General features: G+C 48.8%; 26 protein-coding genes and 13 tRNA genes. 8 read left to right on the top strand and 31 right to left on the bottom strand.

Annotated features, from left to right (window positions below):
* Positions 1-22 precede the first annotated feature (22 nt).
* Positions 23-220, bottom strand: coding sequence for a CsbD family protein (locus tag HRH59_RS09430; RefSeq protein ID WP_173501013.1), 198 nt, complete (start codon positions 218-220; stop codon positions 23-25).
* Positions 221-443: 223 nt separating this feature from the next.
* On the opposite strand from HRH59_RS09430, the gene HRH59_RS09425 reads away from it, so the two are divergent.
* Entirely contained in the window at positions 444-1,640 is a 1,197-nt protein-coding gene (locus HRH59_RS09425; protein ID WP_173501012.1) for a dipeptidase, read from the top strand.
* Positions 1,641-1,701: 61 nt separating this feature from the next.
* Here the strand turns inward: HRH59_RS09425 and HRH59_RS09420 are convergent, their stop codons facing one another.
* Complete coding sequence (locus HRH59_RS09420; protein WP_173501011.1) at positions 1,702-2,409, bottom strand: DUF445 family protein; 708 nt, start codon at positions 2,407-2,409, stop codon at positions 1,702-1,704.
* 201 nt (positions 2,410-2,610) lie between these two features.
* Between HRH59_RS09420 and yjjX the strand changes: the two genes are divergently transcribed.
* Complete coding sequence (yjjX, locus tag HRH59_RS09415; RefSeq protein ID WP_173501010.1) at positions 2,611-3,129, top strand: inosine/xanthosine triphosphatase; 519 nt, start codon at positions 2,611-2,613, stop codon at positions 3,127-3,129.
* 2 nt (positions 3,130-3,131) lie between these two features.
* On the opposite strand, the gene HRH59_RS09410 is transcribed toward yjjX, so the two are convergent.
* Positions 3,132-3,323: a hypothetical protein gene (locus HRH59_RS09410; protein WP_173501009.1), complete on the bottom strand. Its 192-nt coding sequence runs from the start codon at positions 3,321-3,323 to the stop codon at positions 3,132-3,134.
* 277 nt (positions 3,324-3,600) lie between these two features.
* Here HRH59_RS09410 and HRH59_RS09405 point away from each other — a divergent pair, with 277 nt between their 5' ends.
* Entirely contained in the window at positions 3,601-4,287 is a 687-nt protein-coding gene (locus tag HRH59_RS09405; protein ID WP_173501008.1) for a 2OG-Fe(II) oxygenase, read from the top strand.
* A 73-nt stretch (positions 4,288-4,360) separates the two neighbouring features.
* On the opposite strand, the gene HRH59_RS09400 is transcribed toward HRH59_RS09405, so the two are convergent.
* From HRH59_RS09400 to HRH59_RS09265, 28 genes are all read right to left on the bottom strand, one after another.
* Complete coding sequence (locus HRH59_RS09400) at positions 4,361-4,603, bottom strand: hypothetical protein (protein WP_173501007.1); 243 nt, start codon at positions 4,601-4,603, stop codon at positions 4,361-4,363.
* Positions 4,604-5,091: 488 nt separating this feature from the next.
* Positions 5,092-5,181, bottom strand: a tRNA-Ser gene (locus tag HRH59_RS09395).
* Between the two features lie 115 nt (positions 5,182-5,296).
* Positions 5,297-6,355: a quinolinate synthase NadA gene (gene nadA, locus HRH59_RS09390; RefSeq protein WP_173501006.1), complete on the bottom strand. Its 1,059-nt coding sequence runs from the start codon at positions 6,353-6,355 to the stop codon at positions 5,297-5,299.
* Between the two features lie 233 nt (positions 6,356-6,588).
* Positions 6,589-6,664: transfer RNA gene (locus HRH59_RS09385), tRNA-Lys, on the bottom strand.
* 21 nt (positions 6,665-6,685) lie between these two features.
* Positions 6,686-6,761: transfer RNA gene (locus HRH59_RS09380), tRNA-Lys, on the bottom strand.
* A gap of 17 nt (positions 6,762-6,778) precedes the next feature.
* Positions 6,779-6,854 (bottom strand) — tRNA-Lys (locus HRH59_RS09375).
* A 17-nt stretch (positions 6,855-6,871) separates the two neighbouring features.
* A tRNA-Lys gene (locus HRH59_RS09370) sits at positions 6,872-6,947 on the bottom strand.
* Between the two features lie 17 nt (positions 6,948-6,964).
* Positions 6,965-7,040: transfer RNA gene (locus HRH59_RS09365), tRNA-Lys, on the bottom strand.
* A 17-nt stretch (positions 7,041-7,057) separates the two neighbouring features.
* Positions 7,058-7,133, bottom strand: a tRNA-Lys gene (locus HRH59_RS09360).
* Between the two features lie 17 nt (positions 7,134-7,150).
* A tRNA-Lys gene (locus HRH59_RS09355) sits at positions 7,151-7,226 on the bottom strand.
* 17 nt (positions 7,227-7,243) lie between these two features.
* A tRNA-Lys gene (locus HRH59_RS09350) sits at positions 7,244-7,319 on the bottom strand.
* 17 nt (positions 7,320-7,336) lie between these two features.
* Positions 7,337-7,412 (bottom strand) — tRNA-Lys (locus HRH59_RS09345).
* Between the two features lie 17 nt (positions 7,413-7,429).
* Positions 7,430-7,505 (bottom strand) — tRNA-Lys (locus tag HRH59_RS09340).
* Between the two features lie 27 nt (positions 7,506-7,532).
* Positions 7,533-7,608, bottom strand: a tRNA-Lys gene (locus tag HRH59_RS09335).
* A 21-nt stretch (positions 7,609-7,629) separates the two neighbouring features.
* Positions 7,630-7,705 (bottom strand) — tRNA-Lys (locus HRH59_RS09330).
* A 146-nt stretch (positions 7,706-7,851) separates the two neighbouring features.
* Entirely contained in the window at positions 7,852-8,637 is a 786-nt protein-coding gene (gene ybgF / locus HRH59_RS09325) for a tol-pal system protein YbgF (RefSeq protein ID WP_173501005.1), read from the bottom strand.
* Between the two features lie 27 nt (positions 8,638-8,664).
* Complete coding sequence (gene pal, locus HRH59_RS09320) at positions 8,665-9,192, bottom strand: peptidoglycan-associated lipoprotein Pal (RefSeq protein WP_173501004.1); 528 nt, start codon at positions 9,190-9,192, stop codon at positions 8,665-8,667.
* Positions 9,193-9,234: 42 nt separating this feature from the next.
* Positions 9,235-10,581: a Tol-Pal system beta propeller repeat protein TolB gene (gene tolB / locus HRH59_RS09315; protein WP_173501003.1), complete on the bottom strand. Its 1,347-nt coding sequence runs from the start codon at positions 10,579-10,581 to the stop codon at positions 9,235-9,237.
* Between the two features lie 2 nt (positions 10,582-10,583).
* Positions 10,584-11,501, bottom strand: coding sequence for a cell envelope integrity protein TolA (tolA, locus tag HRH59_RS09310; protein ID WP_173501002.1), 918 nt, complete (start codon positions 11,499-11,501; stop codon positions 10,584-10,586).
* Between the two features lies 1 nt (position 11,502).
* Positions 11,503-11,934: a protein TolR gene (gene tolR / locus HRH59_RS09305; protein WP_173501001.1), complete on the bottom strand. Its 432-nt coding sequence runs from the start codon at positions 11,932-11,934 to the stop codon at positions 11,503-11,505.
* Entirely contained in the window at positions 11,934-12,623 is a 690-nt protein-coding gene (gene tolQ, locus HRH59_RS09300; RefSeq protein ID WP_173501000.1) for a protein TolQ, read from the bottom strand. Before tolQ ends, tolR begins: the two co-directional genes overlap by 1 nt.
* Complete coding sequence (gene ybgC / locus HRH59_RS09295) at positions 12,613-13,023, bottom strand: tol-pal system-associated acyl-CoA thioesterase (protein WP_173500999.1); 411 nt, start codon at positions 13,021-13,023, stop codon at positions 12,613-12,615. The genes tolQ and ybgC overlap by 11 nt, the downstream gene beginning before the upstream one ends.
* Positions 13,024-13,740: 717 nt before the next feature.
* Positions 13,741-14,751: a Holliday junction branch migration DNA helicase RuvB gene (gene ruvB, locus HRH59_RS09290; protein WP_173500998.1), complete on the bottom strand. Its 1,011-nt coding sequence runs from the start codon at positions 14,749-14,751 to the stop codon at positions 13,741-13,743.
* 3 nt (positions 14,752-14,754) lie between these two features.
* The gene (gene ruvA, locus HRH59_RS09285) at positions 14,755-15,375 is read right to left on the bottom strand and encodes a Holliday junction branch migration protein RuvA (RefSeq protein ID WP_173500997.1); all 621 of its coding nucleotides are present in this window, start codon (positions 15,373-15,375) and stop codon (positions 14,755-14,757) included.
* A 29-nt stretch (positions 15,376-15,404) separates the two neighbouring features.
* Complete coding sequence (gene ruvC / locus HRH59_RS09280) at positions 15,405-15,917, bottom strand: crossover junction endodeoxyribonuclease RuvC (protein WP_178089529.1); 513 nt, start codon at positions 15,915-15,917, stop codon at positions 15,405-15,407.
* Between the two features lie 25 nt (positions 15,918-15,942).
* Complete coding sequence (locus HRH59_RS09275) at positions 15,943-16,686, bottom strand: YebC/PmpR family DNA-binding transcriptional regulator (protein ID WP_173500995.1); 744 nt, start codon at positions 16,684-16,686, stop codon at positions 15,943-15,945.
* A 61-nt stretch (positions 16,687-16,747) separates the two neighbouring features.
* Entirely contained in the window at positions 16,748-18,526 is a 1,779-nt protein-coding gene (gene aspS / locus HRH59_RS09270) for an aspartate--tRNA ligase (protein WP_173500994.1), read from the bottom strand.
* 83 nt (positions 18,527-18,609) lie between these two features.
* A complete protein-coding gene (locus tag HRH59_RS09265; protein ID WP_173500993.1) occupies positions 18,610-21,423 on the bottom strand; it encodes a transporter substrate-binding domain-containing protein in 2,814 nt (937 codons plus the stop codon).
* Between the two features lie 66 nt (positions 21,424-21,489).
* On the opposite strand from HRH59_RS09265, the gene HRH59_RS09260 reads away from it, so the two are divergent.
* From HRH59_RS09260 to HRH59_RS09240, 5 genes are read left to right on the top strand one after another with little or no spacing between them, the layout of a single operon-like run.
* Positions 21,490-22,326, top strand: a complete 837-nt coding sequence (locus HRH59_RS09260) for a DUF72 domain-containing protein (RefSeq protein WP_173500992.1) — start codon at positions 21,490-21,492, stop codon at positions 22,324-22,326.
* Between the two features lie 59 nt (positions 22,327-22,385).
* Positions 22,386-23,111 (top strand): carboxy-S-adenosyl-L-methionine synthase CmoA, encoded by a 726-nt coding sequence (gene cmoA, locus HRH59_RS09255; RefSeq protein WP_173500991.1) that lies wholly within the window; start codon positions 22,386-22,388, stop codon positions 23,109-23,111.
* 24 nt (positions 23,112-23,135) lie between these two features.
* Positions 23,136-24,101, top strand: a complete 966-nt coding sequence (cmoB, locus tag HRH59_RS09250) for a tRNA 5-methoxyuridine(34)/uridine 5-oxyacetic acid(34) synthase CmoB (protein WP_173500990.1) — start codon at positions 23,136-23,138, stop codon at positions 24,099-24,101.
* A gap of 23 nt (positions 24,102-24,124) precedes the next feature.
* Complete coding sequence (locus HRH59_RS09245; protein WP_173500989.1) at positions 24,125-25,021, top strand: LysR family transcriptional regulator; 897 nt, start codon at positions 24,125-24,127, stop codon at positions 25,019-25,021.
* A 7-nt stretch (positions 25,022-25,028) separates the two neighbouring features.
* Positions 25,029-25,436, top strand: coding sequence for a hypothetical protein (locus HRH59_RS09240; protein WP_173500988.1), 408 nt, complete (start codon positions 25,029-25,031; stop codon positions 25,434-25,436).
* Positions 25,437-25,500: the final 64 nt, after the last annotated feature.

The raw sequence follows: 25,500 nt of genomic DNA, 5'->3' as shown, positions 1-25,500 counted from the left end.
TTAAACATAGTGATGACAACACTCAGTAGCGGCTGAAAAAGTCCTCTACCTGCGCCATAGCATCCTCTCTGTCCAGGCCATAACGTTCCTGAATAATATCAGCCAGCTCGTCAAAGTTACCTTTGGTTTGCTCCAACTCATCATAGCTAACTTTGTCCCACTGTAATTTTGCTCTGGCGCGCATTTCGCCCCAGTTGCCTTCATAGTATTTATAGCCCATGCGATTACTCCTTTATCTCTAAGTAACACGCTTAAGCCGGTGCCGTTTGCTCAGCGTTACAGCCCGGCCACCCGGCAGGCTATTACCCCTAGGGTAAACCTGCCGGACTAAGTGTAGTCGCTGCGTTTAGCAGCCGCATATATTAACGAACTGGTCTGACAGCCCTTGCTGTTAATAGCTGAAGCTGGTTATATAACGCCCTGGCCTTATAAGAGAAGCTAACATGTATAAACTAACAACTCTTTCACTTACCCTGCTTTGCGCTGCCACCTTAAACGCCTGCAGCAGCACCAATACACAATTAACCACGGCTCAGCGGGCGCAACAACTGGCACAGCAACACATTGTTATCGACACCCATATCGATGTGCCTTACCGGCTGCACAAAGACTGGGAAGACGTTACCGTGGCAACAAAGCGCGGCGAGTTTGATTATCCGCGCGCCCAAGCCGGCGGCTTAAATGCCCCCTTTATGTCTATTTACATTCCGGCGTCGTATGAGCGCAGTGGCGGTGGTTATCAGTTGGCAAACCAACTGATTGATAACATGGAAGCACTGGTAGGACGTGCACCGGATAAATTCGCAATGGCTTACAGTACACAAGATGTGCTGGACCAATTTGGCAGCGCTAAAGTCTCGCTGGCACTGGGGATGGAAAACGGCACACCGATAGCCGGTAAGCTGGAAAACCTGCAGCATTTTTATCAACGCGGCATCCGTTACATTACGTTGTCACACTCTGAGAGCAACCATATCGCTGACTCCAGCTACGATTTACGCCGGCGCTGGAATGGCTTAAGCCCGTTTGGCAAAGAGCTGGTGGTGGCGATGAACAATATCGGCATGATGATTGATATCTCACATGTATCAGATGATGCCTTTTATCAAACGGTAGCGCTGAGTAAGGTACCGGTTATCGCCTCGCATTCATCACTGCGCAGTTATACCCCGGGCTTTGAGCGCAATATGGATGATGACATGATTAAAGCGCTGGCGAAAAACGGCGGCGTGGTACAGATTAATTTTGGTTCCTCTTTTGTTACACAAATGGCCAACCAATATGGCGCACTGCGTAAAGCAGCAGCAAAGCAAGCCGGCGTAGCAGATGATGCCGCGTTTGAACTGGAGTTTCGCAAGAAAAACCCTTATCCCTTTGCGACATTAGACACCGTGCTGGATCATATTGACCACGTGGTAAAACTGGTAGGTATTAATTACGTGGGTATCGGATCAGACTACGACGGCGTGGGTGACTCACTACCGGTAGGCTTAAAAGACGTTGCCAGCTACCCGAATTTAATCGACGGTTTGCTGCAGCGCGGCTACAGCGAAGCCGATATCGAAAAAATTCTGTCGGGTAACTTTTTGCGTGTATGGCGTGAAGTGGAACAATACGCCGCACGGCAGTCAGCCGGCTAAACACTATTCCGCAGAAATAACAGTAAAGCGCGGCTCAAGCCGCGCTTTTCACATAATCAACTTACTGAACAAACGCCGCCAGCAAGCCAATAAGGCCGCCAAATACGCCGCCCCACACTACCAGCCAGCCTAAATGCCGGCGGATCATCTGCTGAATAATGTCTTTTACCAGTGCGGGTGTCAGCTCAGTTAAGCGCTGCTGCACTATAACGTCGACCTGGCTGCGGATCCCCTCCAGCTGTTCAGGTTTATCCAGCTGCGCCAACACCAGCTGATTAAATTCATCTGTTTGCGATATCTCTGTCAGAGCACTCTTTAACTTACTGATAAACGGTTCTTTTAACGGCAACAGCGCCGCACTGCCGCCAAACATACCCAGCATAGTGCCAAACGAAGATTGCTCTACCACCTTTAACAACGAGTCAAACGCCGGCGACAGATCGCTTTGCTCAATTACCGGCGTAAAGTCAAAGGTGTGGCTGTGCTGTTGCTGTTTGTCAGCCAAAAAACGATCAATATTATCGCTGCTGAAAAACTGTGTCATAACTAACTGGTAAATGCCGCTTTTAAACTCTTCAAACCGCGCCGGTATAACACCCGAACCATATAACAGCGGCACTTTTTCAAACAACATATGCACGGCCAACCAGTTGGTTAATGCACCGGACAAGGCGAATAACCCTACACTTAACAGCAATGGTTGCTGTAAATACCAACCTGCCAGCGTAACTAACGCGGCAATCCCATTTGTTACAACATTTTTATTCATGCCTGCCTCAATTTGATAAACCCTGAGCTCTGATAAACCAAAACCTTACAAAACCAAAGCATTGTAAAACCAAAGCAGTACAGAACCACAGTATAGTGGCGCAGATTCTAATCAGCTAAGCGCTTATGGGCAAGCTCCGGCTTCAGTCACCGGCTAATTCGGGTTATGCTGGGCAGGTACAAATGAATAAAGAGAATACAGATGAAAGTAGTGGTCGCTTCCGCTAATCCGGCCAAGATACGCGCCGTACAAGACGCCTTAGCACAAATATTTACCGGCCAAACACTGCAGTGCAGTGGTCAAAGTACAGAGTCCGGCGTGTCTGCCCAGCCAATGAGCAGTGAAGAAACCTTACAGGGGGCACTGAACCGGCTGCAGGCAGTTGCAGCTGCCGCGCCGGGTGCAGATTATTATGTTGCGCTGGAAGCCGGCCTGGACGGCGACTGCAGCTTCGCTTGGATTGCCATATCGCATCAGGGCAGGCTTAGTAAAACCCGCTCTGCCAGTTTACCGCTGCCGCCTGCTGCACTCATGGCAATACAGCAGGGCGAAGAACTGGGCGACGTAATAGATCGCATGTTCGCGCAACATAATGTGAAACAACAAGGTGGCGCGATCGCCATGCTGACTAACCATCTGCTGACACGCTCCGGCGTATACCAGCAAGCCATTATTCTGGCGATGATCCCCTTTATTCAACCACAGCTGTTTACGCAATAAACTTAGTTATAACCCAGTACCGCACAGTATGAAGTATCGCTGTCACGACGGCTGGCCTTATTCTGCGTAGCGTCGCTGTTGTCAGTCCACACCAGGCTCAGTGCCTGACGCTCTTGCTGGGTTAAATCAACGGTTTTTTGCTGTTGAAAGAAAAAACGTTGCTGTTGTATATGGCTTTGTTTAACGGCACTCATAACGAACTCCTGCATTAAAAACGGCAGCGGGTCAGCACTCACTTACAGTACGAAAACCGCGAATACAGGCTAAGCATAAGACAGGCAAACTGAGCAGTAGCTGAACCTTGCGCTATTTATCAGCGCAATCAGTTAAAAAGATTTTGCGGTGTACACCGGCAGAAAATCAGCTGCAGCGGACGAGTATCTACCACAATGCACAGGCATAAATCCTTTGTAAAATAACGTATAATCAGAACTTTAATTCGCCAGCTAACCTTATAAGTGAGTCGTTTTAATGTGGCTGAACAACGAGCAGATCACCGACTCTGCGATACGCACCTATCGAAAGGCGTTATTGCGCTGCGGCCCTAGTCATGTCGTTATTGATAATTTATTTGCTCACACCAAACTTGATGCTGTCTGTGATATTTTGCAGCAAGACAAGGGCTGGCAAACCCAGCAGCATACCTACTCAGCTTTGTATGTCGACGACATTAAGTGGCAAAAAACCCGGAAAAAGCAGCGCTTCGTGCAGCGCGATGTGTGGCAACGCCCTGCGTCGGGCGCTGGCGGCAATATTGCGGCGGAGTTTTTGGCATTTTTGCGCGGCGAAGAATTTATGTCTCTGTTATCGCGTATCTTTAAAGTGTCGTTAACCGATATCAACGTGGCCAACCCCGATATTAACAGCAATTATTTTCGCCTCGGTGCTGCTGACTTTGTGAATCAACATGCGGATGACTCGCCGGGAAGAGAGGTATGTATGCTGTTGTATTTAAATAAAGACTGGCAAGCCAACTACGGTGGCGAATTAGTATTTACCGGTACAGCAAACAACGCTGTTAGCATCGCGCCATTGTATAACCGCTGCGTACTGTTTGATCCCTCGTCCCCCGGCTCTGAACATTGGGTAAAAGCCGTAACAACTGAACATACACAGCAGTATCGCTATAACGTCACCAGTTGGTATTGGTCAGAGTAACGACAAAGGCCCACGCTTTTGGCGTGGGCCTTTGTTATCAGCAATATCCGAGCAGCACACGGCTATTCAAATCTCATCTTTTGCCTTGCTGCTTTTCCAAATCAGATCGCATATCAATTTGCCGGCACTTTGTATTCACCTTGGTCTTGCCAACATTCTGTGGCTCATCCGAACTGAAAATTGTTGTGTCATAACTATGCTCGACACCGCCAGGGCAATCAATCTCACTCATCATATCTTGTTCAAAGCCGGTAACTTGCTGCTGTGAGGCACAACCGCCGAGCAAAACTAAAAAGCTACATACCATCAATCTCATCTTGCGTTCCCTTTATGATAACAATTGCGTTAATCACGCAAATTACAAACAGGCAAACACGAAGATAACCTGATACACGCAAAAATGTCACGTAATTATCTTTCTGTAACTTAGAGCCGCTATAAAACTGCAGGTATCGGGCAATTAAAAAAGCTCACTTTATTGCCGGGAGAGGGATTCACTCGCGCCATCCATGGCGCTGGCCCTGCGGGTGGCAAAGCCATGCAAAACGGCTATCCTGCCGTTTTGTCGAACCGAAGGGTTCTCATCAAATCCTCTGTCTCGACGCATAAATGACAAAGGCCCACGCTTTTAGCCGAGAGAGGGATTATTCCGGGCTTCCTGCCCTCCACCCCTTCGGGGCCGCACTAAAGTGCGTTCCAACTTGTTCCTGACAAGTTGGTCGAACTCAGGGTTCGAACCAAGACCTCGCTCACCGCGTTAAAATAAAAAACCCGAGCTTTTGGCTCGGGTTTTTTATTTTAATCTGGCGGAGAGAGAGGGATTCGAACCCTCGTTAGGGGTTAACCTAAACACACTTTCCAGGCGTGCGCCTTCAGCCACTCAGCCATCTCTCCGGAACTTGCGTTGCAAGCGCGGCTATACTAGGGAAATTCCTGCCGTGCTGCAACTGTTATATGTGATTGCGCTTTGCTTCCGCCTGATTTTTATACATATCAGGCGAAAAGCACATTAAGCGTTGCCTTTTACCTGCATTTTCAGCTCTTTTGCAAAGTTCAGCATGCGGTTAAGTGGTACTAAGGCTTTTTCACGCTGGGCGGCATCGACGAAGATCTCATGGCCGTTAGTGTCTGTCAGCGCCGCCTCAATCGCTTTTAAGCCGTTCATTGCCATCCAGGGGCAATGGGCGCAGCTGCGGCATGTTGCGCCGTTACCGCCGGTTGGAGCTTCAATAAAGGTCTTATCCGGCATCTGCTGCTGCATCTTATAAAAAATGCCCTTGTCAGTTGCCACAATAAAGGTGTTATTAGGCAGCGTTTGGCTGGCTTTAATCAGTTGACTGGTAGAGCCTACTGCGTCGGCTAACTGTACTACACTGTCCGGTGATTCAGGATGCACCAGCACGGCGGCGTCCGGATACTGTTTTTTCAGCTCAACCAAAGCATTGGCTTTAAACTCGTCATGCACGATACAGGCGGCATTCCACAGCAGCATGTCGGCACCGGTTTGCTTTTGTACCCAAGCACCCAGGTGCTTATCCGGGCCCCAGAGAATTTTTTTACCCTGGCTGTCCAGGTAATCTACTACATCCAGCGCGATAGATGAGGTAACCACCCAGTCGGCGCGGGCTTTTACCGCAGCAGAGGTATTGGCATATACCACCACAACCCTATCAGGGTGCGCATCACAAAAGGCTGAGAACGGCTCGGCCGGGCAGCCTAAATCTAATGAGCAGGTCGCTTCCAGCGTAGGCATTAATACGGTTTTGTTTGGCGTAAGAATTTTGGCGGTTTCGCCCATAAACTTTACCCCGGCAACGATCAACGTTTTTGCCGGATGCTCATTACCAAAACGGGCCATTTCCAATGAGTCTGATACGCAGCCGCCGGTTTCTTCGGCCAGCGCTTGTATTTCAGGATCAGTATAGTAATGCGCCACCAGCACAGCGTCTTTTTGCTGTAACAGCGTTTTGATACGGTGTTTGTAGGCTTGCTTTTCGTCACTGCTTAACGGCAATGGTTTTTTCGGAAAGGCAAAGTCTTGCTCTGTGAAATACAACGTCTGTTCCATAGGGCTTACCTGCTGGCATTAAAGGGCGGTTATTATAGCGCTGACGGTGATGAAAATACAGTATGGCGGCANTTTGTAGGCTTGCTTTTCGTCACTGCTTAACGGCAATGGTTTTTTCGGAAAGGCAAAGTCTTGCTCTGTGAAATACAACGTCTGTTCCATAGGGCTTACCTGCTGGCATTAAAGGGCGGTTATTATAGCGCTGACGGTGATGAAAATACAGTATGGCGGCATGGTGGGTCGTGCTGGATTCGAACCAGCGACCAATTGATTAAAAGTCAACTGCTCTACCAACTGAGCTAACGACCCATGCAGGGGTAAAGAAAGAATTGGTGGGTCGTGCTGGATTCGAACCAGCGACCAATTGATTAAAAGTCAACAGCTCTACCAACTGAGCTAACGACCCAAACAGGGTTAGCGAAGTGGTGGGTCGTGCTGGATTCGAACCAGCGACCAATTGATTAAAAGTCAACAGCTCTACCAACTGAGCTAACGACCCAAACAGGGTTAGCGAAGTGGTGGGTCGTGCTGGATTCGAACCAGCGACCAATTGATTAAAAGTCAACAGCTCTACCAACTGAGCTAACGACCCAAACAGGGTTAGCGAAGTGGTGGGTCGTGCTGGATTCGAACCAGCGACCAATTGATTAAAAGTCAACAGCTCTACCAACTGAGCTAACGACCCAAACAGGGTTAGCGAAGTGGTGGGTCGTGCTGGATTCGAACCAGCGACCAATTGATTAAAAGTCAACTGCTCTACCAACTGAGCTAACGACCCAAACAGGGTTATCGAAGTGGTGGGTCGTGCTGGATTCGAACCAGCGACCAATTGATTAAAAGTCAACGGCTCTACCAACTGAGCTACCGACCCAAACAGGGTTATCGAAGTGGTGGGTCGTGCTGGATACGAACCTGCGACCAATTGATTAAAATTCCACTGCTCTAACCACCGAGCTAACGACCCAATCAGGGTTATCGAAGTGGTGGGTCGTGCTGGATACGAACCTGCGACCAATTGATTAAAATTCCACTGCTCTAACCACCGAGCTAACGACCCAATCAGGGTTATCGAAGTGGTGGGTCGTGCTGGATTCGAACCAGCGACCAATGGATTAAAAGTCAACTGCTCTACCAACTGAGCTAACGACCCATTTCGATATCAATGTTTAGCGCGGTTTGGTGGGTCGTGCTGGATTCGAACCAGCGACCAATTGATTAAAAGTCAACGGCTCTACCAACTGAGCTAACGTCCCATGCAGGGGTTAAGTATGAATTGGTGGGTCGTGCTGGTTTCGAACCAGCGACCAAATGATTAAAAGTCAACTGCTCTACCAACTGAGCTAACGACCCTAACCGCGGACGCATATCTTACTGATTTACGGCTTTTGTGCAACCAAAAAGTGGTAAAAAACGGCCGCATGTGGTCTGACTGCTCAAAATGCCAGCGTTATTCAGCCTGAACAGGGATAAAAAAACCCGGCAATAGCCGGGTAGGATTATTTCAGCGCGTTAATTCTGTCTTGCGCCAACTTAGCTGAGGTCGCAGTAGAATGCTTATCAACTAACTGACGATAAAACCGCAGTGCTGCGTCTTTGTTGTTCTCGCGCTCGGCAACCTGGCCTAATTTCAGCAAGGCGTCGGCAACTTTATTGGACTGAGGAAAATTATTCACTACCCGCTCGAAATGCGTCTTAGCTTTGGCCAGCTCGTTGTTGTTAAACAACAACTGCCCCAGCCAGTAATGGGCATTAGGCGTATAGCCCGAGCTTGGGTAACTGCGGATAAAATTCTCGAACTCCGGTATTGCTGCATCATAGCGCCGATCTTTCAACACCATATTGACCGCTTTGTCGTACGCATCGTTTTCTGATAAATCAGAAGAATACGTCACCGTTGAGCCGCTGTCTGGTTGTACAACAGGCACAGTAGCCGGTGCAGCTTGTATTGCACTTACCCGACGGTCAATTTCCTGATACAAGTCACGCTGACGTTGCAGAATTTCATCCAGTTGGTACGTGTGGGTTTCAGTAACCCCACGCAACTCGCTGACTTCGTCCAACAACATCTGTAACTGCTGAGCCATCCGAAGCTGTGCTTCTGAGCGGGCTTCAACAATACGTTCCAGCGCCGCCAAACGTTGCTCTATTGAGCCGGTTGGCTGGCCTTGTACTACAGCATTAACCGGCCGGCTACGATTAATATCGGTCACCGGTGCCGGGTTAGCCATAACACCGGTGTTAACCAGTGCTAAGGCCGCTAACAAAGTGTATTTAACTGTCATGCGTATCTATATAGTAATGAGTCAGGATTAGTAGACTAACACCGCACGACGGTTTTTAGCAAAGCCTGCTTCAGAGCGTGACATATCAACCGGCTTTTCTTCACCGTAACTTACGGTAGAAATTTGACCGGCAGACACACCCAGGTTTTGTAAATACTGTACTACGGCCTGAGCACGACGCTCACCCAGCGCAATGTTGTATTCCGGTGTGCCGCGCTCATCTGAGTGGCCTTCAACGGTAACGCGAACGCTTGGGTTAGCAGTTAAAAATGCACCGTGGGCTTGCAGTGTTTCTACAAACTCAGGGCGAACTGTCGCTTTGTCGAAATCGAAGTAAATGGTGTTTTCCTGACGCAGTGCATCCAGTTTCTGACGCATTTGTTCTGCAGGGCTAACAACTTGCTCAACAGTTTCAACTTGTACAGTTTCTACCGGTTGAGTTGTTTGGCTGGTGTCTGCAGCAGACTGGCCGGTAGAAGACGTTGAGCTACAAGCAGCCATGGTCAGCACTGGTAATGCGATCAGTAAACCTTTTAACACTTTATTTAATTTCATGATGTTGTCCTTAGTATTTAAATGTAATAACTCTTTTGCTTTTTATAAAAAAGGCGACCAGGCCGGCGACTTTACTTGTCCTTCCACCGCCGGCAGCCGTGCTTTAAAACGACCATCCATAGAAACCAGTGCTAACACCTGTGCAGAACCATGCAGGGTGCTGTATATGATCATCGAACCGTTTGGCGCCACACTGGGTGACTCATCCAAATTGGTTTTGGTCAGTACTTGCAAAAAGCGGGTCTGACGATCCATTTTTGCAATGTGGTACTGGCCGCGGGTCCGGTTTACCATGACCACCGAACTGCCGTCCGGAGTGTAGGAACCTGCCAAATTCATTTCACCTTCAAAGGTTAAACGTCTGGTCGTACCCGTTAACAAATTTACGCTATAAAGTTGTGGATTGCCACCGCGTTCCGAACTAAATAACAGCTCTTTGCCGTCAGGAGACCACGAAGGCTCTGTATCTATCGCTCTGTGGTTGGTAACCCTTGTTAAAGCTTTAGTTGCAATATCCATAGTATAAATTTCAGTATTGCCGTCTTTAGATAACACCATGGCCATACGTTTACCATCCGGCGACCATACCGGCGCACCGTTAATACCCGGGGTACTACTTAACATAGTGCGACGACCGGTGTAGATATCCTGAATATAAATTTGCGATTGGCGCTTTTCAAAAGTGACATAAGCCAGTTTAGTGCCGTCCGGCGACCAGTTTGGCGACATCAACGGCTCTTTCGAGCGCAGCAATACCTGTTCATTGGCGCCGTCATAATCGGCTACCACCAGTTGAAACGGGAACTCTGCCTGGCGATTCACCAACACATATGCAATTTTGGTTAAAAAGGCGCCGCGCTCACCGGTTAGCTTTTCGTACACTATATCGCTGATGCGATGCGCGTACTGGCGGAATTGGCTGCCGTTAATGGTGGTTTCACGACTATCCAGTATATGTTCGGTGCTACCGGTCAGCCGGCCGGCATTCAATGACTGGCGATCAGCAGCATTACCGCCTTTTAATACATCAATTAACTCGAAGCTTACCGTGTAGCGATCAATACCTACTTCGGTGATCTGGCCGATAACAATAGCCTCTACACCCTCGCGTGACCAGGCAGCGTAATCAATTTGTGCTGCACTTTGTGGCCGCTGTGGCATCTTAATGCTGGCCAGCGGGCTGAATTTACCACTGCGCATTAAATCGGCAGCAATAATTTCGTCCAGGCGTTGGTTAGGTAAAGTGGCGCCTTTAAACGTAAACGGCAGGATGGCAATCGGCCTGGCCGAGTCAATACCTTCAGTAATGACAATTTCCAATGATGCTTTTGCCTGCGCACTTAGCATCATTACGGTAACCAACACAGCATTTCGAATAAATTTATACATAATTAAAGTTCTGGACTCACCGTTAAGTTAATATCTTTCAATTGGTTATACACATCCGGATCTTGCGACACCGGCAGAGTTCCGGCGCGGTTCACCGCTCGTACTGTGGCATCACATACGGCTTTATCACCGTTAATTACACTAACGCTGGTAACAAAGCCGCTACTGGCCAGCCGCACATTAATGCGGCAAGACTTGCCACGCATACCTTCATCCACCAACAAATTGCGTTGAATGGCATCTCTGATTAACGCCGTATAGCGCTGTACTTCCGTCGCAGCTTGCCGCGCTCTGGCCGCTGAGCGTGCCTGCGCCTCTTTGGCCATTTGCTCTTGCATGGCTCGCTCCTGCTCGGCTTTTTGTTTAGCCTCAGCAGCCTGACGCGCTCGTTCTGCGGCAGCTTTTTCAGCCGCTTCCTGTTCGGCTTTACGCTTTTGCTCTGCCGCTTTGGCGGCATCTTCTGCTTTTTTGCGTTCCTGCTCTTTTACTATTCTTGCTTGCTCAGCTTCGCGCGCTTTAGCATTTTCCTGCTCCTGAAGCTTTTTCGCCTCAGCTGCGGCTGCTTTGGCCTGCTTAGCCTCTGCATCAGCTTTACGCTTCTCTTCTGCCACCCGCTTTAACCGTGCTTCTTCTGCTGCGCGGTTATTCTCGGCCTGCTGTGCACGGCGCTCTAAATCGCGGATGCGCTTTTCTTCTGCAGCTTTAGCATCAGCCCGTTCTTTTTGCATTTGCTGCACACGGGCGTTCAGCTGTTGCTGATCAATAGCCACTGCCTGAACCGGTGCTTCGCCCTCTGATTCCAGCGTAACCGATACCATCTCCGGCTTACTGGAGAAATCGGCACTAAACACCAGCGCAACAACGATAGCCAAATGTAAACCCAGCGATTTTGCCAGTGGCGGATCAATCGCAACAGCCATACTAATTTGTATCCACGTTATCGGTCATTAAGCCAACAGCCGGCGCACCTGCTGCCTTTAATACATTAATTAACCTTATCACGGCATCGTAACTCACTTTACGATCACCTTTTACAATCACCTGGGTGCCGGGTTCAATCGTCAACCAACCGGCAACTTCAACACTTAACTCTGCCGCCGTAAAGGGGCCTTGCTGCTTGCCGTCTTTTTCAAAATAATACAGGCCATCCTGATCTACCGTTGCTACCAACGGCGTTTTACCGTCCTGCATTTGTTTAATTGGCTCCGCAGCCGATTTGGGCAACTCAACTTTTACGCCCTGCGTAATCAGCGGCGTTGTCACCATAAAAATCACCAACAGTACCAACATTACATCGATGTAGGGCACAACATTTATTTCAGCCTTTAAACGACGCTTTTTTCTCACGTACATCAGGCTGCCTCTCCGCCGTTAGATACTGCCTGGCGATGCAGAATATTGGCAAACTCTTCAACAAAGTTAGCGTAACTGCTTTCAAGCATTTCTACCTGATGCGAAAACTTGTTATAGGCAATAACGGCCGGAATAGCCGCAAACAAACCAATCGCCGTAGCAATAAGCGCTTCTGCAATGCCCGGGGCCACCATAGACAATGTGGCTTGCTCTACTGCGCCCAAGGCAATAAATGAATTCATAATGCCCCACACAGTGCCGAATAAGCCGATATAAGGGCTGATAGAGCCTACGGTGGCTAAAAACGGCAGATGCATTTCCAGCCGCTCAACTTCACGTGATAAGCCCACCCGCATCGCGCGTTGTGTGCCTTCCATTACCGCAGCCGGTTGGCGGCTATTAGTTTTATGCAAGCGGGCAAACTCTTTAAAGCCAGCTTTAAACAAGGCTTCCAGACCATTATTTGCTGCTCGGGCGCTGACTTCATTGTACAACTTGGCTAAATCAACACCGGACCAAAAGCGATCTTCAAATTTCTTCGCATCTACTACAGCTTCACTTAACGCTTTGCGCCGGCGAAATATCATGGTCCAGGACATTACCGACATAGCCAGTAATATAAGCATAACCAACTGCACCACAAAACTGGCTTCAATTAACAAGCCTAAAATAGAAATTTCACCTGCCACGCGTTAATACCTCTGTCACTTCTGCCGGAATAGCCCGGGCTTTCATCTGCTGTAGTGAAATACAGGCGACTTTAATCTCAGCTGAACAAACGAGCTGTTCAGCGCTATTGTAAATTTTTTGCTCAAAAACCATACTAGCTTGCTTTAAGGTACTGATTTGACTATGTACCGTCAATAATTCATTAAATTTAGCCGGCTTTTTATTGTCCATTAAAACTTGAGCAACAACAAACGCGATGTTTTTTGACAATAATAAATCCTGCTCAATACCCAGGGCGCGCAACCATTCGGTGCGCGCTCGCTCAAAAAATTTCAAATAATTTGCGTAATAAACTATTCCGCCGGCATCGGTATCTTCGTAGTACACGCGCACCGGGAATATAAAGACTGTATCAGACATGCGTTTCGCTTTAATTGGTGTGTATGATAAGTAAGCTGACTAACGAACTCAATTGCCTTAGCGCAATAAAGACAACTATATTTTTCTTTGCCGGCTACTTGTATTTTTTTATTGTTTCTGTTGACTGAACTTTGCCGTAAAAGTTCCGCTAGCGGCGCTTTTGCGACCAATAACCATTATGGCAAGGTCAACGCATTTAAGATTATCTATAGTAATAAAAAAGTAATCTCACCTATAATGCATATCGTAACTTAACCCTGCATGAACACTGGCATTTCACGTATTCACGTTACAGCATTGCTGATAGTTTGTACAATACCACAGCGATATCGCATTAGTTTTACTTATGCTTAAGTTGTAATTTTTCTCGTTTGAAGTAATTACTCAGTATCTCTATCATACGCAGGTGTTCTGAGCTAGCGCAAAAGTGCGGTAAGAGGGTTACCAAACTTTAGTGAAGATCATCTGGTAATAAGATTTGTGTGTTTTGCCAAATTTTGTTGCTGTTTCAACATGTTCCCTGGATTTTTTGAAGCACTCCTTCAACTTGTGCCCGCTCCCTGAGCGGGCTTTTTTTTTATTCGCGTCCTATTTGGCACTACAGCGTTGTTGGCTGCGCTCTCTCCCCCCAATCGCATAGACAACTATGCTCATGGGGCGTCAATCACTTGCCGCCTAGCTGTATTACCAACTAGTTGGCGAATACTTTAAGTTAACTTAGTCTGTTTGTGGTAAGTCAAAGCCAAAATGCTGATATGCCCTGGGCGAAGCGATACGGCCACGTGGTGTGCGTTGAATAAAGCCCTGCTGAATTAAAAACGGTTCTATTACATCTTCGATGGTATCTTTTTCTTCGCCGATGGCTGCGGCTAAATTATCCAGGCCGACCGGGCCGCCCATAAACTTTTCAATAATGGCAAGAATAAGCTTACGGTCCATATAGTCGAAGCCCTCGGCATCGACATCAACCATCAGCAGCGCTTGAGACGCAATATCTACCGTTACCTCACCATTTGCCTTTACCTGAGCATAATCGCGCACACGGCGCAGTAAACGGTTGGCAATACGCGGTGTACCACGCGAACGCCGGGCAATTTCAGCCGCACCGGCTTCGTCCAGCACTAAATTTAAAAAGTGTGCCGAGCGCAGAATAATTTGGGTAAGCTCACTGACTTTATAAAACTCTAAGCGTTGCACTATACCAAAGCGATCGCGCAGCGGTGAGGTTAAGGCTCCGGCACGGGTAGTCGCCCCCACCAGGGTAAACGGCGGTAAGTCCAGTTTGATTGAACGTGCGGCCGGGCCCTCGCCTATCATAATGTCCAGCTGGTAATCTTCCATTGCCGGGTAGAGAATTTCCTCTACCACCGGGCTTAAACGGTGAATTTCATCAATAAACAATACGTCGTTTGGCTCAAGGTTGGTTAACAGCGCAGCTAAGTCACCGGCTTTTTCCAGTACCGGGCCAGACGTGGTTTTAATATTGACGCCCATTTCATTAGCGACAATCATCGCCAGCGTGGTTTTACCTAAACCTGGCGGGCCAAATATCAACAGATGATCCAGCGGATCGCCACGGCCACGTGCCGCTTCGATAAAAATCGCCATTTGCTGACAGACATGCTCTTGCCCGGTGTAATCGGCGAGGGTTTTCGGCCTTATCGCGCGGTCAATTACCTCGTCTTCACGGGTGGCACTGGTTTGAATTAAACGATCGGCTTCTATCATGGTTTACATCATGCTCCGCAGCGCGGCTTTAATCAGTTGCTCGCTGCTCATTCCGCTTTGCTTGACCTTTTGCACGGCCTTATCGGCTTGTAACTGGCTGTAACCCAGTGACACCAGCGCACTAGCAGCATCTTGTTCGGCGCTTTGTTCCGGGCTGAAAATGGCCTCGTCATCCTGCAGTACCAAACCATCGGTTACCGGGGTGTTCGGCGCTATGCCCCAGTCTTTTAACCGGTCACGCATTTCTACTACTAAACGCTCAGCGGTCTTTTTACCCACGCCTGGTAGCTTAACCAGGGTACTGACATCATCTAACTGCACACAACGCACGAATTGCTGCGCTGTCATGCCAGATAAAATAGTTAGCGCCAGCTTTGGACCCACGCCATTAGCTTTAATCAGTTGGCGAAACAGCGCACGCTCGGCCTGGTTAACAAAACCATACAATAGCTGAGCATCTTCACGTACAACAAAATGGGTGTAAATAGTGGCTTCAATACCGGTCGCGGGCAGCTGGTAAAAGCTGGTCAGCGGCAACTGCACTTCGTAGCCGACACCAGCCACTTCGATTAATAAATCCGGTGCCTGCTTTTCCAGCAAAATACCGCGTAAACGTCCAATCATAGGGTCTGCTTATAGAATTAAGGTGGTAATCAACGCAGGCGGCCACGCACCGTTTTGCGCGCCTGGCCGGCCAGACTGATTAAACTTTGTTGAGTATGCCCATGACACAGCGCCACTGCAAGCGCGTCGGCAGCGTCAGCCTGCGGATTAGCCGGCAACTTTAGTAAGCTACGCACCATGTGCTGCACCTGCGCTTTATCGGCAGCGCCCGTGCCCACTACCGACTGTTTTACCTGACGTGCTGAGTACTCATATACCTCAAGCCCGGCATGTTTGGCAGCTACAATGGCAGCACCGCGCGCCTGGCCCAGCTTTAATGCTGAGTCAGCATTGCGGGCCATAAACACCTGCTCAATAGCAAAAATGGTCGGTTGGGTTTGGCTGATAATTTCGCTGACGCCGTTGAAAATATCCAGCAAGCGCTCGGGCAGCAAATCAGTAGTGGTAAGGCGGATACAGCCGCTGGCGACATACTCGAATTTCATGCCAACCTGACGCACCACGCCATAACCGGTTAAACGACTGCCAGGGTCAATGCCCATAATAATATTCACGTGAGTTGCATGCTTAGCCGTGCTCAGCCATCAGCTCGTCACTGATCTCAGCATTGTGATACACGTTTTGTACGTCGTCGGAGTCTTCCAGCTGATCGAGCATTTTAAAAAAGGCACTGACATGGTCAGCATCGACTTCAGCGCGGGTTGAAGGCACTAAGGTGACTTCGCTGTTATCCGCTGCAAAGCCAGCTGCCAGCAGCACATCTTTAACATCGTTAAACTGCTCAGGTGCGGTAAATACTTCAAAGCTGCCATCATCATGCGCCACAACATCATCAGCACCGGCATCCAATGCCGCTTCCATCAACGCATCTTCATTAACGCCAGGGGCAAAAATCAGCACCCCACGCCGGGTAAATAAGTAAGCCACAGAGCCATTGGTGCCCAGGCTGCCGCCGGCTTTGGTAAATGCATGGCGCACATCGGCCACGGTGCGTTTATGGTTGTCAGTCATGGTTTCAACAATAACCGCTACCCCGTTCGGGCCATAACCTTCGTAGACTAACTCTTCGTAGTTTTCGCCTTCGCTGGCCCCTGCACCGCGTTTTATCGCGCGGTCAATGGTGTCGCGGGTCATATTTTCTGACAAGGCTTTGTCTACCGCCAGGCGCAAACGCGGATTAACACTAACATCAGGATTTAATCGGGCCGCTACGGTTAGCTCGCGGATAATTTTAGTGAAGATTTTATTTTTTTTCGCATCCTGACGGGCTTTGCGATGCTTCATGTTCGCCCATTTACTATGGCCGGCCATCAGTTACTCCTTAGTTGTGGCAGCTACATTGCTGCCACAGTATTGCAGGTAAAATTACAGCTTATTGCGCTTTAGGTATAACGGCAATGCCAAGCTCGGCCAGCTGTGCCGGGTTAGCAGCACCCGGCGCGTCGGTTAACGGGCACGCGGCAGTAGCGGTTTTCGGAAACGCCATCACATCACGGATAGACGTAGCGCCGGTCATCAGCATTACCAGACGGTCCAGGCCAAAGGCTAACCCGGCATGCGGTGGTGTGCCATACTTTAACGCTTCGAGTAAGAAGCCAAACTTTTCAGCGGCTTCTTCATCACTAATACCTAACAAAGTAAATACCTTAGCCTGCACTTCAGCGCTGTGAATACGTACCGAACCACCACCTAACTCGGTGCCGTTTAACACCATATCGTAAGCATTAGACAGCAGTTTACCCAGTTCCAGTTCGCTATTGGCGGTATTTAAAAAGGCTGCGGTATCCAACGGTGAGGTAAAGGGGTGATGCACAGCGGAGAAACTGCCGTCGTCATTCTCTTCAAACATCGGAAAGTCCACTACCCACAGCGGCTTCCAGCCAGGCTGGGTAATGCCTAAGTCTTCACCCAGTTTTAAGCGCAGCGCACCCATGGCTTCGCACACTACTTTGTAGCTGTCAGCGCCGAAGAAAATTAAATCGCCGTTGGCAGCACCAGTGCGCTGAATGATAGTGGCAATAATGTCCGGCGTTAAAAATTTCGCTACCGGTGATTGCACGCCCTCAGCTCCTGCAGCGGTATCATTCACTTTCATCCACGCCAGGCCTTTGGCACCGTAAATGCCGACGAAGCTGGTGTAGTTGTCGATATCTTTACGCGATATTTTTTCTGCAGCGCCCGGCACTTTTAACGCCACTACGCGGCCTTTGGCATCATTAGCCGGGCCGGAGAACACTTTAAACTCAACATCTTTTAATACGTCGGCGACGTCAACAAATTGCATCGGGTTGCGTAAATCCGGTTTGTCGGAGCCGTACAGACGCATCGCTTCCCAATACTGCATGCGCGGCATGGTGCCTAAATCAACATCCAGCAACTGATTAAACATCTCTACCACCATCTGCTCGGTCACTTGCATGACCTGCTCGGCGCTCATAAAGGAGGTTTCAATATCTATCTGGGTAAATTCCGGCTGACGGTCAGCACGTAAATCTTCATCGCGGAAACATTTTACAATTTGATAGTAGCGGTCCAAGCCCGACATCATCAGCAGTTGTTTAAACAGCTGCGGTGATTGCGGCAGGGCGAAAAATTCGCCTTTGTGGGTTCGGCTTGGTACTAAGTAGTCACGTGCGCCTTCCGGTGTGGCTTTAGTCAGAATCGGTGTTTCTACCTCCATAAAGCCATTGCTGTCCATAAAGTTACGCACAAAGCTGGTCACCTTGGCACGAAACTTCAATCGTTCAGTCATCATTGGCCGGCGTAAATCAAGATAGCGGTATTTTAAGCGCTGCTCTTCACTGTTGTTCTGGTTTGAGTCCAACGGCAGCGGGGCTGCTTTATTGAGGATAATCAGTTCACTGGCGTACACCTCTACCGCACCGGTCGCCATATCTTTATTGATTTGCGAATCCGGCCGTGCCCGAATCTGGCCTTTGATCTGGATACAAAATTCATTGCGCAGTGTATAGGCAACATCAAACAAGTCTTTTAAATCCGGGTCGCACACTACCTGCACCATACCTTCACGGTCACGCAAGTCTAAAAAAATTAACCCACCCAGATCGCGACGACGGTTAACCCAGCCGCATAAAGACACTTGTTGCCCAACATGTTGTGCGGTTAATAAACCACAATAATGGCTACGCATTAAACCTTCCTTCTACCTTGCTAATCAGCGGCACTAAAATGACGGCTAATTATATAGAAATGACGCCTAATGTCACTGCCCGCTTACGAAAACACCGCTCTGGAAAAACAGTACTGGTTTTTGCCCTGCTGTTTAATCCGGTACATCAGGCTATCGGCCACTTTCAGCAGTTTAGCGCTGTCGGTGCCATCATCCGGATAGATGGCAATACCAATACTGGCGCCTACCTGTACCTCGCCGACAGACAAACTAACCGGCTGTGCAAATTGGTGCAATATTTTGCCGGCCACAATGGCCGCGTCCTCACGGCTTAGCAACCCTGTTAACAGAATGACGAATTCATCACCACCAAACCTGGCTACGGTATCACTTTTACGCACTGTTGCACTGAGTTGCTGCGCCAGTTTCAGCAGTAACTCGTCGCCGGCATCATGGCCGTGTGCATCATTAACTTCCTTGAAACCGTCTAAATCAATAAACAATAACGCCATAATTTCGTTGTGTCTGGCATGTTGCAACAGAGCTTGCTCAATACGCTCTTTAATTAAACCGCGATTCGGCAGTTTAGTCAGGTCGTCATGTGTGGCCATAAAGCGCATTTTTTGTTCAGCCTGGCGGCGCAATGTGACTTCGCGTCGCAACGACAAATTCCAAATCACAAAAAACGTCAGCAAGGCCAGCACCGCGCCACCGATTTGCCACAGCATTCTGACAAACTGCTCATTATTGATGCCTTGAGTAACCTGAAAATCAAACCACTTTTGATAAAGCTGCTTGCGCTCTGTCTGGCCAATACTACGTAACCCCTTGTTCAGTATCGTGACTAAAGGAGCATAATCTTCGCGCACAGCAATCAAAGAAGCATAATGTGGCAAGTCATCAACAACTTGTGCTTTGAGTCCAAGCATAACGGTTTGTTTTAGTGTTTCGCTTACGGCTTCAACCGAGTCGAGCGCAAAGTCAACTTCCTGACGTTGCAACAGTACCAGCGCTTGCTCCAGATCCTTCACTGCCACTACAGTTATTTGGGGGTGCAACTGCGGCAGCCGCCGCGCCAACTCGTAGTCTTGATAAATAGCCACTTTGCTACCATATAAATCTGCGGTTCGGGTAACAGCCTGACGTGAGCTATCACTGATCACAGCCAACTGTGTCGGCCAAAACTCATCGCTAAAACGGGCGAAGCTGCGACGATCATCACGATCGGAAACATTAGCAATCAGATCTATCTGCTGTCGTTTCAGTTGCAACAACATAGTGTCGAAATCATCGAATAACACAAACTCGAACCGGGCATCTAACCGTTTAGCAAGCAAGTTAAACATATCGACGGTAACACCAGCTGCCGCGCCATATTTATCGGTAAACTCCATCGGCGGCCAGTTGCGTAACATCCCCAGCCTTAATACTTTATGCTGCTGTAACCAGTTTTGCTCTGCGTCTGTTAACGGTACCTGATGAAGAAACCGCGTAAAATAGTAGTGTGATTCATCGGTTAACCAGCGCTGCTCTGTTTTCACCAACGCATCTAACGGCAACTTGACAAAACCACGACGTATTTTTTCAGCCAGTTCTGTTTGCTTTTCGTGTACCAGGCTGTACATCGGTGATACCACCCTGGAATCACTAAATGAGGCAAAGATATCGGTTAGGTTAAGCTGCTGTAAACGCTGAGGTATAATAGCGGATGCGCCAAAAAAACCTGCAAGTTCACCATTCTGAACACCTTGCAGCATTTCAGTTAACTGCCGATAGCGGGCAAAACTAAGTTGCGGATAGCGTTGCTTCAGCGTTGCAGCGTAAGGCGCATTGGCAAAAATGCCTACTTTCCCACCATTTAAATCACTGATGTTAATATAGTTATTTTTCTTGAGATAAAACAATTCAGATGGAAAATTATATAGATGATGCGCCGGTACTATACCAGCAGGTAAATTTTGGTTATCCGGAAAAGCAACCAGTATATCAATCCGACCTTTGGCAAGATTTTGTAAACTGCTAAAAGAAGAATCAGGTACAAAAGCAATGTTTACGCCGCTAACCTTAGCCCATTGCCGCCACAAGTCGACAAACAAACCTTGTGCTTCACCTTGTTGCGTGACGTGCATATAAGGCGGATTATCTATTGCCACACCAAGCAATAGCGTATTTTCATCAGCATCGACACCCAGCCAGCGACGCTCCAGCTTATCAAGATAATCCCGCTCAATACTCTGTGTCAGTAGTTTTAGCTGCTGCGTCAAATCAGCATTGTCATTAACGGCATAATTTAGATCAATTTTGCGCAGTGGTATCTTGCGATATAGCGGAAATTGCTGTTGCAACTCATCATAACGGCTGTAACGCGGCGGCAATCTGTCCAAACCGCTGATGACCTTAATGTCGCCCGCAAGGGCTGCGTCATACATCGCGGTCACATTGGGGTAGTACTTTAATACTGCATCGGGCACTAATGCGGCTACGGTATCGACATGGCTGGATTTATCCACCACTCCGATAGCATAGGCTTTTAGTTCCGACAACGCGTTCACAGGCGGTATATCGCGCTGAATAAACACATTGCTGTAGACATCAATACCGGTGTCACCAAGGTGGTAGCGCTGCTCACGCCCGGCGGTATAAGCAATGCCGCCATGTAAGTGCACTGCATTACTTTGCAACAAAGCGATGGTTTGCGGCCAGTTGCCGCTGACAAACTGCAGTTGCACGCCGCCACGCCGGCCTACCTCTTGCCAATAGTCTATTACCAGCCCGGCAAGTTGGCCTTGCTCATCTGTATACATGTACGGATAGGTGTCATCACTTACCGCAACCCGCAGTGGGTCCGGCAGTGCTGCACTGGCGCCAGCAAGTGAAAAACACAGATAAATCAGGCTAATAATAGTTCTGGCTGTCATTATGTTAAGCTTTGCGAAAGAGTGTATTTAGTTTTACGCTGCCACTGAAGCAAGGTCAAGTTAGCAATGTTATATCTTGGTTGCCCGGTATGGGCCAATACAAAATGGAAAAGCTCACTGTTTTCTGCCGACGCAAAAAGTGCTGAGTATCTGGCGCAGTACAGCCGTTTTTTTAACACCGCAGAGGGTAATACTACTTTTTATGCCGATCCGTCGGATGACACTTTAATACGCTGGCAGCAGGACACACCTGATCAGTTCCGTTTTGTGCTGAAAGTACCGCAGCGTATCAGTCATCATGGCAGCGCAGACAGCACACTGCAGTTGCAGGACTGGCTTAACCGTATGGCGCTGCTTGGCGACAAATTAGCCCTGATACATCTGCAATTACCTGCCCGCACCGGTCCGGCAGAGCTGGCACATATCGCCATGTTAGTTGAACAAATTAGCCAACAGTATCGCTGTGCATTGGAAGTGCGTCATCCGGCGTTTTTTGACAAAGGCCAACACGAAACTCAACTACATAAAATGCTGCAACACTATGGCGCAGAACGGGTGGTTATTGACAGCAGGGCCTTATTTTCTGTGCCTGCTACTACTCAGGCATTGACAGATGCCCAGGCAAAAAAGCCCCGCGTACCGGTGCATGCGATAAGTTTTAGCCAAACCCCGATGTTACGCTTTATCGGTACCGATGATATGACGCTAAACCGGCAGTTTTATCAGCCGTGGTTAACCAAAGTGCAGCAATGGCTGGACGACGGCAAAAGTCCGTTTTGTTTTTTTCATACTCCGGATAATCATCTGGCGCCGCAGTTATGCCGCCAGTTTGCACAGGATTTAGCCTACCCTCACAGCTGTCTGGAACCCTGGCCCAGCGAGCAGCAATTCAGCTTGCTGTAGTTTTACGACATTTAAGGTAAAATAGCGCCACTTACACTGTTTCCTACCGACAAGTTTTTATGCAAAAAGATGCTATTTTCGCCGAGCCGCTGGCTCATATTCAGGATTTTCGCTTTGACGACCAGGTCGCCGACGTATTTCCCGACATGATCCAACGCTCGGTTCCGGGTTATCAAACCATTATTCACACCATAGGTAAGCTTACCGGCCGTTATCAGCAAGCTGACAGCCACTACTACGACCTGGGATGCTCGCTGGGTGCGGCAACGTTGGCAATGCGGCGCAATATCACCGCCGCCAACAGTCAGATTATTGCTGTAGATAACAGCAGTGCTATGGTGGAGCGTTGTGAGCGGCACTTACAGGCATTTCGCTCAGAGGTGCCGGTTGAGGTGAAGCTGGCAGATATCAGACAGCAAACTATTGAGAATGCCGCCATCGTAGTGATTAACTTTACTCTGCAGTTTTTACCAAAAGAAGACCGTAATACCCTGATTAACCGCGTCTATCAGGGCTTAAAACCGGGTGGTGTGTTGATCCTGTCGGAAAAGTTTATCAACCACGACCCCATTACCAACGACTTATTGGTAGAGTTACACCACGACTTTAAACGTGCCAATGGCTATAGCGAGCTGGAAATCAGCCAAAAGCGCAGTGCACTGGAAAACGTGATGAAGCCGGATACCCTGAGCGAGCATCAGCAGCGGTTGCAACAAGCCGGCTTTACCAGCCAAACCCTGTGGTTTCAGTGTTTTAATTTCTGCTCCATGGTCGCAATCAAATAAAGCCACTCTTAAATAAGGTTAGCTATGCTCGATTTCACGCCCTTTTATGCCCAACTGGCAAACAACAAACTGCATAACTGGTTAGAAACCTTGCCGGCGCAACTGGCCGCCTGGAGCAAAGAGGCGCTGCATGGCGACTTTAAGCAATGGCAAAAAACCATTAGCAATTTGCCGGTAACAACGCCGACAGTTATTGAATTAAAACATGCCGTGCAGTTTGGTACCGCCGACGATATCAGCAGCGGCGAAGCACAGCAGATCCGTTACTTACTGCAGCAGTTAAAACCCTGGCGTAAAGGCCCGTTTAATATTCATGGTATTGCTATTGATACCGAATGGCGCTCTGACTTTAAATGGCAGCGGGTACTGCCGCATATCGCCCCGCTGACAAACCGTACTGTGCTGGATGTGGGCTGTGGCAGTGGTTATCACCTGTGGCGTATGCGCGGTGAAGGCGCAGAATTTGTCGTCGGCATTGATCCGTCGCAGCTGTTTTATGCGCAGTTTCAGGCGATTAAACATTTTAACCCCGACCCTGCGGTAAACCTGATCCCCATCGGCATTGACGAGATGCCGGCACTGAAACAGTTCGATACGGTATTTTCAATGGGCGTATTGTACCACCGCCGTTCACCGCTGGATTTTCTGCACCAGCTGAAAAACCAGCTGCGCCCGGGTGGCGAGCTCGTGCTGGAAACCTTAGTGGTTGAAGGCGACGAAAACACGGTATTGGTGCCAGGGGAGCGCTACGCCAAAATGCGCAATGTCTGGTTTATTCCCAGCGTAGCGGCGTTAACGCATTGGTTACAGCGGTTAGGCTTTAGCAATGTAAGGCTGGCAGATTTAAACTGCACCAGCCTGGATGAGCAGCGCAAAACCGACTGGATGGAAAATGAAAGTTTGATTGATTTTCTCGATGCAACTGATCATAGTAAAACCATAGAAGGCTATCCGGCACCGCTTCGGGCAGTGATCGTCGCCAACATTTAATGCCACAGGAGTGAGCGCCAGTTATGCCCTACCGTCCCCGTTCAACTCTGGAGCAATGGCGCATTTTACAAGCGGTGGTTGATGCCGGTGGCTATGCGCAGGCGGCAGAGCTGCTGAACAAAAGCCAGTCGTCGCTGAACCATGCCGTAGCGAAACTGCAAACGCAACTCGGTGTTGAACTATTAGAAGTGCGCGGTCGCAAGGCCTATCTGACTGAGGCCGGTGAAGTGATGCTACGCCGCTCCCGGCTACTGACACAGCAAGTGGAAGATTTAGAGTTGCTGGCTGCCAATATTGACCAGGGCTGGGAGCCGGAAATCCGTATTGCAGTGGAGCTTGCCTACCCGCGACGCTTTTTAAATGAGGCCCTCGCGGCCTTTTACCCACTTAGCCGCGGCAGCCGTATTCAGCTTATCGATTGCGTTATTACCGGCACGGCAGAAGTGATCCTGCAAAAGCGGGCCGACCTGGTCATTGCCGCCTCGTCGGTTATTCCCAAAGGCTACCTCGGTGAACATTTATGCAGCACCCGCTTTATTCCGGTTACCGGGAGTAACAATCAGTTAGCCACAGCCAACCAAATTGACCAAAATGAATTAAGCCAACACTTACAGCTGGTGATCCGCGATACGGCACAAAAACCGCAGGAAAATGCCGGTTGGCTGCGGGCAGAACAGCGTTGGACGGTAGATAACTTTTTTGAAGCAATAGAAATTTTACAACTCGGGCTGGGTTTTTGCTGGCTGCCGGATTTTATGGTGACAGACTATATTGCCCGTGGCACTCTGGTACAACTTAGCCTGAACCAAAGCAGTGCACGCATGGCAAACTTATCTCTGGTGGCCCCGAAAGAAGAAACTCTGGGTCCCGGCAGCAAACAATTACGCCAGCTGATTCTGGCAGCTCATCAAAAATCCTGAGGCAATTATGCAACAACAAGAATTGAACAATTTAATGCAGTCCGCAGCCGCCGACGCAGTAGATTACGCAAAAGAAGAGCACAACTTAACACTTGATCACAGCATAGACAGCTTGCAACAAATTGATGTTCTGCTGGCAGAACTCAACAGCAGAGAACAAAAACAGCGCCATTCAGCCGAAGTGGTATTTACCTTATGTAATATCATCGGCGCTTATATCGGCGAGCTGTTTATCGCCAATGTTGGCGGCCACTGGCAGCATGATCAAACAGACAGCGAAGCGCCTTTTGTTTACATACGGCTGAATGACAAAGAATTTCCATTTGCATCAGTGTGTTATCACAAGTTTACCAAGGACAACAGCATCAGTTTATATGACTATGTAAAGCAAGCGATGGCAAATGCTATGCAGTAAGGCTTTTGTCGGCGGCGTTAAGCAGGTAAAATGCCGCCAATTTTTAGCCTTTCCACTTTCAGTC

Source organism: Rheinheimera lutimaris (assembly GCF_013283795.1).
Taxonomy (GTDB): Bacteria; Pseudomonadota; Gammaproteobacteria; order Enterobacterales; family Alteromonadaceae; genus Alishewanella; species Alishewanella lutimaris.
The sequence above is the reverse complement of the archived record's forward strand: the minus strand, read 5'-3'. Positions and strand labels throughout refer to the sequence as shown.

Excerpts from the sequence above, each read along its gene's own strand:
- cmoB (WP_173500990.1), top strand. The coding sequence starts at position 23,136 with ATGCTCGATTTCACGCCCTTTTATGCCCAACTGGCAAACAACAAACTG.
- tolB (WP_173501003.1), bottom strand. The coding sequence starts at position 10,581 with ATGTATAAATTTATTCGAAATGCTGTGTTGGTTACCGTAATGATGCTA.
- cmoA (WP_173500991.1), top strand. The coding sequence starts at position 22,386 with ATGCAAAAAGATGCTATTTTCGCCGAGCCGCTGGCTCATATTCAGGAT.
- HRH59_RS09240 (WP_173500988.1), top strand. The coding sequence starts at position 25,029 with ATGCAACAACAAGAATTGAACAATTTAATGCAGTCCGCAGCCGCCGAC.
- ybgF (WP_173501005.1), bottom strand. The coding sequence starts at position 8,637 with ATGACAGTTAAATACACTTTGTTAGCGGCCTTAGCACTGGTTAACACC.
- HRH59_RS09420 (WP_173501011.1), bottom strand. The coding sequence starts at position 2,409 with ATGAATAAAAATGTTGTAACAAATGGGATTGCCGCGTTAGTTACGCTG.
- HRH59_RS09425 (WP_173501012.1), top strand. The coding sequence starts at position 444 with ATGTATAAACTAACAACTCTTTCACTTACCCTGCTTTGCGCTGCCACC.
- HRH59_RS09410 (WP_173501009.1), bottom strand. The coding sequence starts at position 3,323 with ATGAGTGCCGTTAAACAAAGCCATATACAACAGCAACGTTTTTTCTTT.
- HRH59_RS09400 (WP_173501007.1), bottom strand. The coding sequence starts at position 4,603 with ATGAGATTGATGGTATGTAGCTTTTTAGTTTTGCTCGGCGGTTGTGCC.
- ybgC (WP_173500999.1), bottom strand. The coding sequence starts at position 13,023 with ATGTCTGATACAGTCTTTATATTCCCGGTGCGCGTGTACTACGAAGAT.
- pal (WP_173501004.1), bottom strand. The coding sequence starts at position 9,192 with ATGAAATTAAATAAAGTGTTAAAAGGTTTACTGATCGCATTACCAGTG.
- tolA (WP_173501002.1), bottom strand. The coding sequence starts at position 11,501 with ATGGCTGTTGCGATTGATCCGCCACTGGCAAAATCGCTGGGTTTACAT.
- HRH59_RS09260 (WP_173500992.1), top strand. The coding sequence starts at position 21,490 with ATGTTATATCTTGGTTGCCCGGTATGGGCCAATACAAAATGGAAAAGC.
- ruvB (WP_173500998.1), bottom strand. The coding sequence starts at position 14,751 with ATGATAGAAGCCGATCGTTTAATTCAAACCAGTGCCACCCGTGAAGAC.
- yjjX (WP_173501010.1), top strand. The coding sequence starts at position 2,611 with ATGAAAGTAGTGGTCGCTTCCGCTAATCCGGCCAAGATACGCGCCGTA.
- HRH59_RS09245 (WP_173500989.1), top strand. The coding sequence starts at position 24,125 with ATGCCCTACCGTCCCCGTTCAACTCTGGAGCAATGGCGCATTTTACAA.
- HRH59_RS09405 (WP_173501008.1), top strand. The coding sequence starts at position 3,601 with ATGTGGCTGAACAACGAGCAGATCACCGACTCTGCGATACGCACCTAT.
- ruvA (WP_173500997.1), bottom strand. The coding sequence starts at position 15,375 with ATGATTGGACGTTTACGCGGTATTTTGCTGGAAAAGCAGGCACCGGAT.
- nadA (WP_173501006.1), bottom strand. The coding sequence starts at position 6,355 with ATGGAACAGACGTTGTATTTCACAGAGCAAGACTTTGCCTTTCCGAAA.
- ruvC (WP_178089529.1), bottom strand. The coding sequence starts at position 15,917 with ATGGGCATTGACCCTGGCAGTCGTTTAACCGGTTATGGCGTGGTGCGT.
- HRH59_RS09265 (WP_173500993.1), bottom strand. The coding sequence starts at position 21,423 with ATGACAGCCAGAACTATTATTAGCCTGATTTATCTGTGTTTTTCACTT.
- HRH59_RS09430 (WP_173501013.1), bottom strand. The coding sequence starts at position 220 with ATGGGCTATAAATACTATGAAGGCAACTGGGGCGAAATGCGCGCCAGA.
- aspS (WP_173500994.1), bottom strand. The coding sequence starts at position 18,526 with ATGCGTAGCCATTATTGTGGTTTATTAACCGCACAACATGTTGGGCAA.
- tolR (WP_173501001.1), bottom strand. The coding sequence starts at position 11,934 with ATGTACGTGAGAAAAAAGCGTCGTTTAAAGGCTGAAATAAATGTTGTG.
- HRH59_RS09275 (WP_173500995.1), bottom strand. The coding sequence starts at position 16,686 with ATGGCCGGCCATAGTAAATGGGCGAACATGAAGCATCGCAAAGCCCGT.